This window comes from Actinomycetota bacterium, from assembly GCA_040757835.1.
GTDB lineage: Bacteria > Actinomycetota > Geothermincolia > Geothermincolales > RBG-13-55-18 > SURF-21.
Genome location: JBFLWJ010000007.1, coordinates 33,830 through 48,336, shown reverse-complemented (window position 1 = coordinate 48,336; position 14,507 = coordinate 33,830). Strand labels below are relative to the sequence as shown.

Here is a 14,507-nt window from a genome sequence, read left to right as displayed (position 1 = left end):
CGGATCCGAAATAGCGTCAACGCGAATGAGGCCGCATCTTCGCCCTTCACTTTACCGACGGTCCATCGCTTGATCTAAGGGTAAAGATACGGCCCCAAGAGCGGGAGGCTGCGCTTTGGCGTGGTAGAATATTCTATACCGGTAAAACCAGAGCTTAAGCGAGTATCCAGGGCGGAAGAAATGAGGAATAACGCTCCATGGTTTCTCCGCGTGGAGGTCACGGCCGAACGTACCCTGGCCGCTGTGAGGAGGGCCGTGTGATGCCCACGATGAGAACGGGTTTCGGCTCCATAAAGCGCGCGAGGCGCCGCTCCAGGCGTCGCTGCGGCTTTATATTGTGCGCCCTGTCGGTACTGGCCTTCCTCGCTTCCATGTCGGCTGTGCCCACGGGGGACATCGCAGCGCACGCCTCGCCGCGCGCTCAGCTCGAGGACGGGCAGTCCCAGGCCGGTCCCACCGGCCTGCGCGACATCTCCGCCGCCAGCCCGGATACGGCGTGGACCGTCGGCGACGGCGGGTTCGTCTTCCATACCCGGGACGGCGGCGCCACCTGGATACCCCAGGAATCCGGAACGCAGGAGGACCTGCTCTGCGTCTCCGCCGTGGACACCACCACCGCCTGGGCTGCCGGCAACCGCGGCACCGTCCTGCACACCTCCGACGGCGGCAAAGCCTGGCAGTCCATGGACCCCGGCCTGGGCCGGGACATATACGACATCTCCGCCACCGGCGGTGGCGGCGCCAGCCCTTCCGCCATCTGGGCCGCCGCCGAAGGCCCGGTGGTCCTGCGCAGCACGGACGGCGGCCTCACCTGGGATCACCGCGACCCCGGCAACCAGAGCCGGCTGACCTCCATTCGCGCCTCGGGACCCGATACGGCCGTGGCGGCGGGAGAGAACGGCACCGTTCTGAGCACATCCGACGGCGGCCTCACCTGGGCCCTTCAGGTGACAAACACCGGCGATAACCTCGTGGATATGGCTTCCGCCGGCACGCCCTCCACCCTGTGGGCGGTGGGCGAGACGGGAACGGTGATCCTCAGCGGCGACGGCGGCCTCACCTGGGCCGCCCACAACCTGGAGACCACGACGACCCTTACCGCTGTCTGCGCCGTGGACGCCACCACCGCCTGGCTGGCTGGCGGAGGGGGCCTCCTGCTCAAGACCGCCGACGGCGGCGCCACCTGGGGCCCGCAGGACGCGGGCGACTCGAACAACATCCGTGCCATCCACGCCGCTGGGGGCGATGACGCCTGGGCGGTAGGGGAGAACGGCATGGTGGTCAGGACCTACGATGGCGGGGGAACCTGGATACCGCAGCACATCAGCGACGGTCGCTCCCTGAACGACGCCTGCGCCGCCGACCGGGACACGGCCTGGGCGGCGGGGGAGGCGGGGGCCGCCCTGCGCACCACGGACGGCGGCTTCACCTGGAGCGGCCTCTATCCCGGCACCACCGGGAACCTCTACGGCGTGGCGTCACCAGGTCCCGACGACGCCTGGCTGGTGGGGCAGGATGGCCTCATCCTGCGCACCTGGGACGGCGGCGGCAGCTGGGAGGAGCAACCGTCGCGCGCCTCCTACGACCTCCACGACATATCCTGCGTGGACGGCAAGACCGCCTGGGCGGTGGGGCGGCGCGGCACCATCGTGCGCACCTTCGACGAGGGCTATACCTGGTACCGCCAGGACCCCGGGGGAGCGGGGGAGAGCGCCGTGGACCTCCTTGGGGTCTACGCCGCCAGCGCTGATATCGCTTACGCCGTCGGGCGCGGAGGCGCCATCCTGAAGACCGGCGATGCCGGGGAGACCTGGACGGTGCAGGAATCGGGCACCACCAGCGACCTCTTCTCGGTATGCGGCAGCGACGGCGAGAACGTGTGGGCCTGCGGCGAGGCGGGGACGCTGCTGCGCACGAGCGACGGCGGCCGCACCTGGTTCCCCCTGGACGCGGGTACCGCGGTGGACCTCACCGCCGTTTCCGCGCCGCGCGGCGGCGCGGCCGCGGCTGACGCGGCCCGGACCGCCTGGGTCGCGGGCCGGGATGGCTTCGCGGCACGCACCACGGACGGCGGCCTCACCTGGACCACCCGGGACACCGGCACCGCCAACGCCCTGCGGGGCATAGCGGCGCCCGATAAGGACACCGCATACGCCGTGGGCGCGCACGGCACCGTGTTCACCTTCCGCGCCTCGCCCCGTCTGGACGCGGTCTCTCCCACCACGGCCCAGGCCAAGGGCACCGTCACCCTCTCCGGCCTGGCCTTCGGCGACGGCAACGAGGGCTCGTTCGTCTCCTTCGGCGCCGTCAGGGCGATACAGTACGCCCAGTGGAGCGAGCGCGTCATAAAAGTGGTCATGCCGCCGGGCGCGTCTCCCCGCGAGGAGATAACCGTCACCACCCCCCTGGGCACCTCGGCCGGGCGGCTGCTCATCATCCTCCCCAAGCTGGACGGGGTGAGCCCTTACCACTGCCGCCCGGGCAAACCCCTCACCATAGCCGGGGCCTCCTTCGGCTCCCAGCGTGGCGGATCGTACGTGACCATCGGCGGGGTGAAGGTCACCGAGTTCGAGTACTGGACCAACAACCTGATCCGCCTCACCGTGCCCGGGAACGCGCCCGAGAGCGCCGAGGTCAAGGTGGTGACGGCGTCAGGCACCTCCAACGCCGTGAAGGTGACCGTCTCCCGCGCGGCGCCCTCCCTGCCCGAGATCATCAGGCCGAAAGCGGATTTCCTCGACCCCACCACCGCGGTGACCGGCCAGGAGGTCACCATCTACGGCAGCGGTTTCGGGCCCTGCCGGGGCTCGGGATACGTGAGCTTCGGCACGGTCAAGGCCGCCGAATACACCGCCTGGGCCAACGACCACATCGTGGTCAGGGTGCCCCCCGGGGTGGTCGGCCAGGTCAAGGTGACGGTGACCACCGCTGCCGGCACCACCGCCGCGCTCGCCTTCACCGCCGTCATGCCCCCCACCATATATGCCATAACCCCGCCATCCGGCACGGCCGGTTCCCAGGTAGAGATAACCGGCGCCGCCTTCGGGCCGCGGGAGGGGCCCACCAGCTACGTCTCTTTCGGCGGCGTGAGGCCGCAGGTATACGACTACTGGTCCGAGGGGCGCATCGTGGTCAAGGTGCCCCCGCAGCTGGAGGGGAAGGTGGCCGTCACCGTCACCACAACGGTGGCCACTTCAGCCGCCGCCGGTTTCGTGGTGAGGAAAGCCGACCTGCGTGGCATCGACGCCGGCGGCGGAAGGGCCTGGGCGGTGGGCGAGGGCGGCACCATCATGAGGTCCAATGACGGCGGCGCGACCTGGAGACCGCAGGACTCCGGGTGCGGCCTGTGGCTGTACGGCGTGGCCGCGGGAAGCGCGGCCAGGGTATGGGCCGTGGGTGAAGGCGGCGCCATCCTCACCACCGGCGACGGTGGTTCCACCTGGACAATGCATCCCGCCGGCGCCACCCGCACCCTCTACGGTGTGGACGCGGCCGGAGCGACCACCGCGTGGGCCGTGGGCGACGCAGGGACGATCATGAAGACCGTGGACGGGGGGGCCACCTGGACGCCGCAGGCCTCGGGCACCGGGTCCAGCCTGTACGCCGTGAGCGCCGTCGACTCCGGCACCGCATGGGCGGTGGGCGCGGGGGGCGTGGTGCTCAAGACGGTGGACGGCGGGGCGTCGTGGGCGCCCCAGAACTCCCGCGTGACCGCGACCCTCTACGGCGTCTCCGCCGTCAGCGCCGACACCTGCTGGGCCGTGGGCGGCGCGGGGACCGTCTTGCGCACCGACAACGGCGGCCTCACCTGGGTGGTCAAGGGGACCTCCGCCATAGCCGCCTCGGATTCCACGGAGGCAGCCGCGGAGGTGGAAGCGGGCGGTGCGGAGAGTGTGAGGGGCACCGCGGCCGCGGGTAAAGCGGGCACAGCCGCTCTTTCTATCCCCGTCACCACCGCGAACCTGCGTGCCGTATTTGCGGCCAGCCCGCTCATCGCCTGGGTGGTGGGCGAAGGAGGTGCGGCCTTCAGGACGAGCGATGGTGGCCTCACCTGGTACCCCTGCGGGGGTTCGCCGGCCTCCCTCTTCGGCGTGACCTCCCTCGGCTCCGGCGCCATCACCGTCGGAGCCGGCGGCACCACCCGCCATCTCCCTTAGTGCCGGTCGGGGTCAGCCCCTGACATGTGACATTGTGGGCAGACAATGGGCAATGGGGTCAGCCCCTGACATGTGACATTGCGTTGCGTAGCAGCAACCCAGAGCTTCGAGCTTACCTGGCATGTCACATGTCAGGGGCTGACCCCATTGCCACGGTCGGGATTAGCCGTGCGCGGATGTGGATATATAGGAAAGGATATAGGGTCGGTTCAGCGAAAAGTAAAGCAAGGAAAGATCGGATACTCACAACGGACGGCGGTCGTCTTAAGTCCTAAATTGCCGGGCTCTTATCGGGGAGGTGCGCCATGCGCAGGTTGCTGGTCTTCGGGTTGTGTTTCCTTATCTCCGCGCTCTTCATAACTCTCCTGCCGCCGCCGGCCGCTGTGGCGGACGGCTGGGAGTGGCGCCAGACCGACTGGTCGGGTGGCCCCGGCCAGGACCTCTGGTACGACAGTTCCCGTTACAGCTCGTCCAGTTTCATCGATACAATGAGCGTGCCCGGCACCATACGCAAGAGCTATATGGCAAACTTTATGACCAAGGACGCGGCCAATCCCGTGCTCGGCTCGGCGGCGGGGACCATGGATGCCCTGGGGCTGATCGGGTATCCCATGCGGAAGGACGGCGGCGGATACGAGGTGCTCTACCGCGGGACCGATGGCGCCGGCATCAATGCCGTCGGCTACGCCTCATCCCCCGACGGGGTCACCTGGACGAAACACCCCGGCAATCCGGTGCTCGAGCGCAGCAGCGCGGCGGCGACGGCATGGGATGCGGGGGGAGTGAGTTACGGCCCCATCCTCGACGAGGGTGACCACTACACCATGTTCTTCCGCGGCTATGACAGCGGCGGCGCTATACGCTATGGCCGCGCGACCTCACCCGACCTCATCGACTGGACCAGGGACGCCAATTTCGTCTTCGGTCCAGGCGCGGCCGGTTCCTGGGAGCAGTTCCTGGACTCGGCGGTCGTAAAGCTCGTCAACGGCGGTTACGGCCTGTGGTACCTCGCCTTCGATGCCACCGGAACGGGCCGCATAGGGTACGCGTTTTCGACGGACGGCGTCTCGTGGGCCCGGAGCGCGGCCAACCCCGTGCTGACCGAGAACGCCGCATCCTGGGACGTCACCGGCCCCGGTTCCTTCAAGATACTCGAGCGGCCCTGGATGGACGACTATCTCATGGCCTATTCCTCCGATGACACCATCGGCAACTACGGCATCGGGATGGCCTCCTCACCCGATGGCGTGGTCTGGACCAAGGATGCCGCGAACCCGGTCCTCGCATCTGGTGCCGCCCCCTGGTACCAGAGCGGCATCGACGTGTGGGAACTGACCTTTGACGGCACCATATACAAGATGGGGATCATCGGTTATGGCCCCCCCGGGGTCAGCGTGGGGCAGGCCTACAGGGAACCCGGCAATCCCTGGAGCATATTCCCGAGCCCATACCTCGTGCCTGCGCCCGGTCCGGCGTGGGATGACGGAGCTGTCTTCGCCGTCCTTCCCTTCCTGGAAGGCAATACCCTGCGCGCTTTCTACAACGGCTACGGCAGCATCGTCCCACCCGCCATCGGCACCGCCACCAGCACTCCCAATTTCTCGGGCGGTACCTCCTGGCTGCTATCATCCGTATTCGACGCGGGCTCGCCGACGCAATGGGGCAACGTCACCTGGGATGAGGTGGTGCCAGCGGGCACCTCCGTCACTGTCGAGGTGCGCACCGGCGATGTGCCCGTCCCCGACGGTACCTGGAGCGGATGGGCGGCTGTGGCCAACGGCACACCGGTCCCCTTTGGTCCTACGCGTTACATCCAGTACAAGGTGTCGCTAGGAGGCATCGGTGCGGTCGAGGTCTCCAACCTGGCCATCGACCTCACCGCCATCCCCGTCAACTGGTACTTCGCGGAGGGCTATACCGGAGCGGGCTTCGACGAGTGGATCACCATCCAGAATCCCATGCCTGCTGACGCCCACGTGTGGGTGACCTACTACACCCCGTCGGCGGTCCCACAGACGAAGACCCATACCGTTCCCGCCAACTCGCGCTACAACGTCTACGTCAACAGCGACCTGGGGGCGGGCCAGGAGAACTCGTTCAAGGTGGAATCGGACGTGCCCATCATCTGCGAGCGGCCCATGTACTTCCGCTATGCCGGCACGTCCGGGCACGACTGGCAGGGGGGCAGCGACGCCATGGGTTCCACCCAGCTCTCGCGCCAGTGGTATTTCGCTGAGGGCTGCACCCTGGACGGCTTCGAGGAGTACCTCACCATCCAGAACCCCAATACGGCATGGGCCACCGTCGACGTAACCTACCTGGTGAACGGGGGAGACCCCATCCACCGGCAGCATCGCGTCGCCCCGGAATCACGCTACACCGTCATGGTCAACGTCGATGCCGGTACGGGCCTGGAGGTCTCGGCGGCCATCTCGTCCGACCAGCCCATCCTGGCCGAGCGCCCCATGTACTTCAACTTCGCCGGGGAGATGGACGGAGGCCATATCGTCATGGGGTCACCTTTCCTCTCCAGGGACTGGTACCTGGCCGAGGGCGCGACCTTTGACCCCTTCTTCGAGTACATCACCATCCAGAATCCCAACGCGGCCGACGCCACCGTGGCCATACAGTACTACACCCCGGCGGGGGTACCCATAACCACCAACCACACCATCGCCGCCAACTCGCGCTTCACCATCAACGCCCGCACCGACTGCGGGGTGGACGCGGAGGTATCGACTTACCTCCACGCCAACCTGCCCATCCTGGTGGAGCGGCCCATGTACTTCAACCAGCTGCACGGCGGATTGCCGGGCGGCCACTGCGCGGTGGGAGTGAACTCCACCTCGCAGGAATGGTTCTTCGGCGAGGGTTACACCGGTCCCGGCTTCGACGAGTACCTCACGGTGCAGAACCCCGGCGGAGCGGTTGCGAACCTGCTGGTGACCTATTACGTGCTCACCGACCCGCCCAGCCCGCCCATCACCACCAACCACACCGTCGATCCCCACTCCCGCCTGACCATCAACGTGGGAGTGGACGCCGGCGAGGGCCTGAACCTCTCGGCCTACATCCTCTCGGACCAGCCGGTGATCTGCGAGCGGCCCATGTATTTCTTCTACCAGGGCTACCACGCCTACAACTGGCCGGGCGGACACGACTCGCAGGGCTTCGCCCCCTAGCGCCGCGACGTCCGTGCAACAACGGGGCCGGGTCTTGTAACCCGGCCCCGTTTCAAGTGGGCCGAGGGGTAATGCCCGGAAATCGGCCTGCGCGGTCAATGCCCGAGGGGTCACGCCCGGAAATCGGGGCCGAGGGGTCACGCCAGGAAATCGGCCTGCGCGGTCATACCATTGCGAGGCGCCGCATTCCGGGGGGTCACAGGTGTGGCCCCCCGGCCTGGCCTATGCGTTGTACTCGTCGCGCAGCACGCGCTTCAGGATCTTCCCCGTGGGCGTACGGGGCAGCTCCGGCGCGAAGACGACGCTCTTGGGGATCTTGAACTTGCCGATCTTGCCCTTGCAGTACTCGATGAGGTCTTCCTCGGTCAGTTCCTCTCCCTCCTTGACCACGACCACCGCACGCACCGCCTCGCCCCACTGCTCGTCGGGGCATCCTATCACCCCGACGTCCTGGACTTTGGGGTGGGAGAGGATGAAGTCCTCGATCTCGGCTGGATAGATGTTCTCCCCGCCGGAGATGATCATGTCCTTCTTGCGGTCCATGATGTAGAGGTAGCCGTCCTCGTCCTTCTTGGCGATGTCCCCGGTGTAGAGCCAGCCGTCCCGGATAGTCTTGGCCGTCTCCTCGGGTTTCCCCCAGTATCCCTTCATCACGTTCTGCGACCGCATGATGACCTCGCCCAGCTCCTCGGGGCCCACGTCGTTGCCGTCCTCGTCCACCAGTCGGATGTCGATGTAGAACATGGGCAGTCCGCACGAGCCGGCCTTGGAGAGGGCGTGCTCGCCGTCGATAACCGCGGCCGGGCCGGTGCACTCCGTGAGCCCGTAGAGCTGCCGCACCTCTATGCCCGCCTCGGCGTATTCCCTGAGCAGGGTCACGGGAACGGGGGCCGCGTAGACCAGGATGACCTTCACCGAGCTCCAGTCGTACTTCTCGAAGTCGGGAACCAGCTGCAGGATCTGGAGCAGCTGCGGCACCGAGCCGAAGGCCGTGACCTTCTCCTCGCCCAGCAGCTCCAGGAAGCGCACCGGGTCCAGGGTGCGGCAGAGCACGCTGCGCAGGCCGAACTGGCTGTTCAGGATGACCCCCGGCAGGGCCCCGATGTGGAAGAGGGGCAGGACGATGAGGAAGGTGTCCCCGGGCATCCCCACCGTGGCGATGATGGTGTCGGAGGTCACGAAGAAACCGTTATGGGTGAGCTCGGCTCCCTTGGGCCTGCCGGTGGTGCCGGAGGTATAGAGGATGGCGAGCGTGTCGTCCCCCCCGCCGACTATCTCGGGCTCGGCGGCGGGCTCCTCCTTTGTGGCGGCCGCGTAGGAAGACGCCCACTCCGGCGGGTCGTCCATGATGGCGATGTAGTGCTGCGCCGGGACCTCTGCACGGAAGGAGTCCACCAACTCGACGAACTCCCGGCTGAAGATGAGCACCTTGGCGCCGCTGTCCTCCATGATGTACTGCAGCTCGGGCCCGGCAAGGCGGTAGTTGAGGGTGACCATGATGGCCCCCATCTTCGCCACGGCGTTGAAGAGGTCGTAGTATTCCGGTTCGTTGAAGGCGAGGATGGCCACTCGGTCGCCCGCCTCCACCCCCATCTTGCCAAGGGCGTGCACGAGTTGGTTGCAGCGCTCGTTCATCTGCTTGAAGGTAAGGCGCTGGCCCTCGCACACGAGCCCTTCCTTGTCGGGGAACAGCTCCGCCCGCTTGGTGAGAAATGTGCCGACGTTGAAGTCCATGGCTTCCATCCTTTCTTGCCCTGTGCGGCCGCGCCGGCCTACCCCTGACCGGTCTGCCGCTGCCGAGACAGCCTGAAAAATCAGGATACTATATGGATGACGCCAGCGCCATGGGGGTCATATCTTCACTATCCGGTTTTCGACAGTCAACCGATTATGTGAAGAGAGAAGATGCGACCCCGCTTACACCACTTACAGCACGGTGAATGGGAAACCGTTGGACTTGCCCCCCGAGGTGGTGACCACGATGTCCTTGGTGCCTACTCCGGTCTGGGGCACCTTGACCACGATCTGGGTGTTGGACCAGGAGACGTAGGATGTGACGGCAGTGATCCCGAACTTCACCGTGGAGGTGCCGCGGGTGGCCCCGAATCCGGCGCCGGTGACGGTCACGGTGGTGCCTACGGGTCCGCTGGCGGGGCTGATCTTGGTTATCCTGGGGGTGACCTTGAAGGGCAGCAGGTTGGAAGTGCCTCCCGTGGTGGTCACGGAGACGTTAAGGAGCCCCGCCGCCCCCGCCGGCACCTTCACCTGGATCTCGTTGGGGGTCCAGGAGATATAGTTGGTGACCTTCACCGTCCCGAACTTCACGTAGGACGTCCCCCGAGTGGCCCCGAAGCCCGAGCCCTGCAGGGTGATGGTGGCCCCCTGCGTCCCGTACTTGGGGACCAGCTTGACTAGGCGGGGCAGCACCTTGAAGGGGTAAGCGTTGGACTCTCCCGCGGGTGTGGTCACGGTGACGGTTAGCGCCCCGGACGTTCCCGCCGGCACCTTGCACACGATCTGGGTATCGGACCATGACTCATAGTAGGTTGCCACCACGTCCCCGAACCTCACCTTGGAGGTGCCGCGGGTGGCCCCGAAGTCGTCACCGCTTATGGTTACCAGAGAGTTGATCACGTTGGAGGCGGGTGAGATGGTGGAGATGGATGGCTTGGGTGCCTGATGATACATAGACCTTTCGCATACCACAACCAGGTTGGCAACTACCTTGGTCGAAACGTAGGCATTCGGCGCCGCCTGGTTGACGTTCACGGTGTAGCGCGACTGGGCGGGGATGACGATGTTGGAGTACGTGCTCCCGGTCGGCTGCATGAAGGTCAGAGTGACATTCACGGCACTCGTGTTGGGGTTCTGGATGAGCACGTAGGTTTCGTATGGGTAACCCGTATATCCGTCCGCGAAATACCATGAATTCATCGCAAAGTACACGCCCATGGAGCAGTGCCCCCAGGCAAAGTCGCTCGCGTACATCACCCTTTCGCATATCACGGCCCCGGTGGCTACCACCTTGGTGGAGAAACGGCCGGTCGCATGCATCCCCGGGTCGATGGTGATCCGGGAATTCGCGGTCACGGCGAAGTCGGCACTGGTGACCGCGCCCGCTTCGTTCATGAAGGACAGGTGGGCCGTAACCTCCGCGACCCCCGGGTTCTGCACAATCAACCAGGTGTCGCAGCTGCTGCTCTCGTTTCCTTCCGCGAAGTACCAGGTTGTCGCGGGGTTGGTCGAGCCGACGGTGGCATGGGCCCAGGACCTGCTGTTCCCGTACATGGTGCGCTCGCACACTACCGGCTCATCCGCCTCCACCTTGATGGAGATCTCGGAATCCGGCACCACCGTGCTGGTGTCCAGAACGTAGCAGGAGTTGGCGGGCACGGTGTGATTGCTCGTCGAGCTTCCGGTAGGGGTAATCAAGGTCGTGGTCGTTTCCGCCGTGGTCGCATTAGGGTTCTGGATGACCACGAAGGTCTCTAAGCCCCAGGCGGTACAGCCGTCGGCGAAGTACCAGCTGTTCGCCGATTCGGTCGCGCCCACGGAGCCGTAGCTCCAGGTCCTGTCGTTTCCGAAGACCATGGAGTCGCATACCACGGACCCAGTGGCCGTGATTTTTGCGCTTGCGGGGCCGCTGGTGTAGGACTCCGCCAGGACGGTGAGGCGGGAGCCACCGGCTACGCTCAGGTCCTGGGGGCCGGCGACCGGACCCGATGCGGTCATGAAGTCCACGTCGAATTCGAACGCGGAGACGTTGGGGTTTAATACCACGATAAACGACTCGGACCCGTTGCCGTCGTTCAGGGGCAGATACCAGACCGACGTAGGAACGGTCCCGCCCATGGAGCTGTACGCGTAGTCGTAGGGTCCTGAATCCTGGGCTTGGGCCGTCCCGGCCTTGGACAGGTGAGGAAGCGCGAAGAAAAGCCCGCCCGCGAACACGAGCACCGCTCCCAGGACGAACGCCTTCGCCTTCCAACCCCCGTGATGGTTTATCCATGACATAATAGATACCTCCATACCGCGATTTTCCCTATATGCATGCCCTGCAGGCTTTCCATTACATTATAGTCCCGCTGGAGTCGTGATTTCACTCTTCAATTGACCGATCGTCTGTCGGGAAAACGAAGAATGAGGATACGGCCCCATCACCTGTGAGATAATCGCTTTGCTGGGATGCTTGGTGGCCGCGGAAGAGGGGGGAGAGAGCGATGGGATCTAGATGGCTCAGGCGCACGTTGTCCGCCGGCATCCTTTGTGTGCTCATGGCCCTTCTCCCGCTTCCGGCCGGGGCCCCTTTCGATGCGCCCGAGGCGCTTGCCTTCGCGCCTATACCCGGCGAGAGCGAACTCGACTGGAACCAGGTCGCCGCCGGGGGGATCACCACCGGTGCCAACGGCAGCATCAACACCCTCCAGGTCTATGATGGCGCCCTCTACGCCGGCACCTCCAACATGCTCGGCTGCGACCTCTACCGCTACGACGGCCTGCAGTGGGAGATGCTGGTAGGGGAGGGCTTGCCAACCTACCGTTCTCCCGGCTTCGGCAACATCGAGAACGATACCATCACCGCCATGGCGGTCTTCGAGGGCGCCCTATATATGGGGACCCTTAACATGAACACCGGCTGCGAGCTGTGGCGTTACGACGGCGACGGCTTCCAGAAACTGGTGGGGGTGGGCCGGAACCCCGGTTTCGGCGACGTGGACAACTACAGCATCGGCGCCATGGCCGCTTTCGGTGACTTCCTCTACATCGGCACCTCCAACGACGATGGCTGCGAACTGTGGCGCTACGACGGCATCGATTTCGATCAATAAATGGCCCTGGGACCCGGTCTGGGAAATCCCGACAACCTTGCCATCCAGTCCATGGTCGTCTATAGCGATCCCCTGGGCACGGATACCGAAGCGCTGTTCGTGGGCACCCGTAATTCAGCCGATGGCTGCGAGATATGGCGTTGGAGCGGGACCGCCATGACCCAGCTGGTGGGGCAGGACCCCGCCGGCACCTTCGGCACGGGACCGGGCTTCGGCTACGAACACAACCAGATCGCATACGCCATGGCCGAGCATCGCTCCAGCCTTTACGTGGGCACCTTCAACCCCGACGGCTGCCAGGTGTGGCAATACGCGGGCGCGGGCTGGAACATGACGGCGGGACCGGCATTGCCCGGCGATTCCGGCCCGGGTTTCGGCGACACCGGCAACATCGCCGTGAAGTCCCTGGTATCCTACGGAACTTATCTTTACGCGGGTACCATTCGCACCGGAGCAACTGGCGCCCAGGTTTGGCGCACGGACGTCGCCGGCTGGTACCCCGAGGCCGACGGTGGCCTGGGCAACGCCAACAACAACCCCATCAACGCCATGTGCGAGTACGGCTCGGTTCTCTACGCCGCCACCGCCAACTGGCCAGACGGGGCAGAGGTGTTCTCCGCCGCCAACAACTTCTATTTCGCCGAGGGATACACCGGGACGGGTTTCCAGGAGTACCTCTGCCTGGGCAATCCCGAGGCATTTGACGCCGACGCCACCATCACCTTCATGTTCGAGGACGGCAGCGCTCAGCGCGAGTCCCTCACCGTACCCCACGGCTATCGCGTCACCGTCGACGTCAACGGGACCGTGGGCCCGGGGAGGAGCGTCGCGGCCCTGGTGCAGTGCGACCGGGCCATCTCCGTCGAGCGTCCCATGTACTTCGACTACACCCCATCGCTGAATCCCGGGCACTGGACGGGTGGGCACGACGCGGCGGGAGCGGCCTCGCTCTCCAATACGTGGTATTTCGCGGAGGGCTATACCGGCCCCGGTTTCGAGGAGTGGATCTGCGTCCTCAATCCCGGGGACGAGCATACGGACCTCGACTTCATCTTTCAGGTCGAAGGATTGGAGGACCCCATCATCATAGAGGACATCGGCATGCCCCCTCACTTCCGAGGCTCTTTTCTTGTGAACCAGCTCCTGGGTGGAGCTTACCAGGCCTCCCTCAGGCTGGAGTCCAGCCGGCCGGTGGTGGCCGAGCGCCCCATGTACTTCGACTACCTGGGCCCCGACCCGGCCGCACCCAGGCACTGGACTGGGGGCCACTGTATCATGGGGGTGCCGAGCCTCTCCAACCGCTACTATTTTGCCGAGGGCTGCACCCTGCCCAACTTCGACGAGTACATCACCATCCAGAACCCCGGCATCATGCCCATCACCGTGGACGCCGTCTACCAGCCCGTGGCGGGGCAGGGGGATAACATCGAGGCCTCTTATACTCTGATGCCCGGGACCAGGCACACGGTGTTCGTGCCCAGCGAAGCGGGGGAGAACAAGGACCTCTCGGTGCAACTCACCTCGGCCGGTCCTTTCCTGGCCGAGCGCCCCATGTACTTCGACTATACCGGCTACGGGGCGCCGGGGTGGACGGGGGGCCACTGCGTTATCGGCGCCACGGACACCGCGGCGGAGTGGTTCTTCGCGGAAGGCTATACCGGGCCCGGCTTCCAGCAGTGGCTGACGCTTCAGAACCCGGGGGATGCGGAGGCCGCCGTGAGCATCGACTACTTCACCCAGGAGGAGGGGCCCCTGCCCGAACGTACCGTCACTGTGCCCGCCCACGCCAGGCTCAACGTGTGGGTGAACGCCAGTGCTGGCGCGGGTTACCAGCTCTCGACGCGCCTGCGGGTGACCGCAGGCCCCGAGATCGTGGCCGAGCGCCCCATGTACTTCGACTACGGCCCCGGGTGGACGGGCGGCCACGACGTCGTCGGCCTCATCCCCTAATGGTATCAGCCCCTGACATGTGACATTTCCAGCAAGGGCAAGTTTCTTAAATCTTTCGATTATCAGGAAATGTCACAAGTCAGGGGCTGAACCCATCCGTCACAAGTCAGGGGCTGACCCCATCCGTCACATCCGTTACAAATCAGAAGGACGCGGTTTCCCGCGCCCTTCCTTTAGGAGATGAGGGTCCCCTAGAGATCAACTGTCGCGGTACGGAAAACCCGCAGCCTCAGAAAAGAAAAATCCAACCATCGAAGATGGCTGGATCTCTCCTCGGCATCTCGCTTCCGACGACAGTCATGTTCGCGTCCATGTTTTTGCCTCGCCTGTCTTGTTGTTGTACCGGGCTTCTCCCGCCCGAAGACACTGAACATATTAGCACAGGATAT

At 65.4% G+C, this 14,507-nt stretch carries 6 protein-coding genes; 4 read left to right on the top strand and 2 right to left on the bottom strand.

Annotated elements, in window-relative coordinates; translation table 11 throughout:
- Positions 1 to 260 precede the first annotated feature (260 nt).
- Both AB1384_07860 and AB1384_07855 read left to right on the top strand, forming a co-directional pair.
- Positions 261 to 4,157, top strand: coding sequence for a YCF48-related protein (locus AB1384_07860; GenBank protein MEW6554183.1), 3,897 nt, complete (start codon positions 261 to 263; stop codon positions 4,155 to 4,157).
- Positions 4,158 to 4,462: 305 nt separating this feature from the next.
- Positions 4,463 to 7,339, top strand: a complete 2,877-nt coding sequence (locus tag AB1384_07855; protein ID MEW6554182.1) for a hypothetical protein — start codon at positions 4,463 to 4,465, stop codon at positions 7,337 to 7,339.
- A gap of 222 nt (positions 7,340 to 7,561) precedes the next feature.
- On the opposite strand, the gene AB1384_07850 is transcribed toward AB1384_07855, so the two are convergent.
- Positions 7,562 to 9,073 (bottom strand): long-chain-fatty-acid--CoA ligase, encoded by a 1,512-nt coding sequence (locus AB1384_07850; GenBank protein ID MEW6554181.1) that lies wholly within the window; start codon positions 9,071 to 9,073, stop codon positions 7,562 to 7,564.
- Between the two features lie 192 nt (positions 9,074 to 9,265).
- On the bottom strand, positions 9,266 to 11,353 hold the full coding sequence (locus AB1384_07845; GenBank protein ID MEW6554180.1) for an IPT/TIG domain-containing protein: 2,088 nt from the start codon (positions 11,351 to 11,353) through the stop codon (positions 9,266 to 9,268).
- Positions 11,354 to 11,559: 206 nt separating this feature from the next.
- On the opposite strand from AB1384_07845, the gene AB1384_07840 reads away from it, so the two are divergent.
- Together AB1384_07840 and AB1384_07835 are read left to right on the top strand one after the other, a co-directional pair.
- Positions 11,560 to 12,168: a hypothetical protein gene (locus AB1384_07840; protein ID MEW6554179.1), complete on the top strand. Its 609-nt coding sequence runs from the start codon at positions 11,560 to 11,562 to the stop codon at positions 12,166 to 12,168.
- Positions 12,169 to 14,118 carry a DUF5719 family protein gene (locus tag AB1384_07835; GenBank protein MEW6554178.1) on the top strand — a complete coding sequence of 650 codons (1,950 nt, stop codon included), beginning with the start codon at positions 12,169 to 12,171 and terminating at the stop codon, positions 14,116 to 14,118.
- Positions 14,119 to 14,507: the final 389 nt, after the last annotated feature.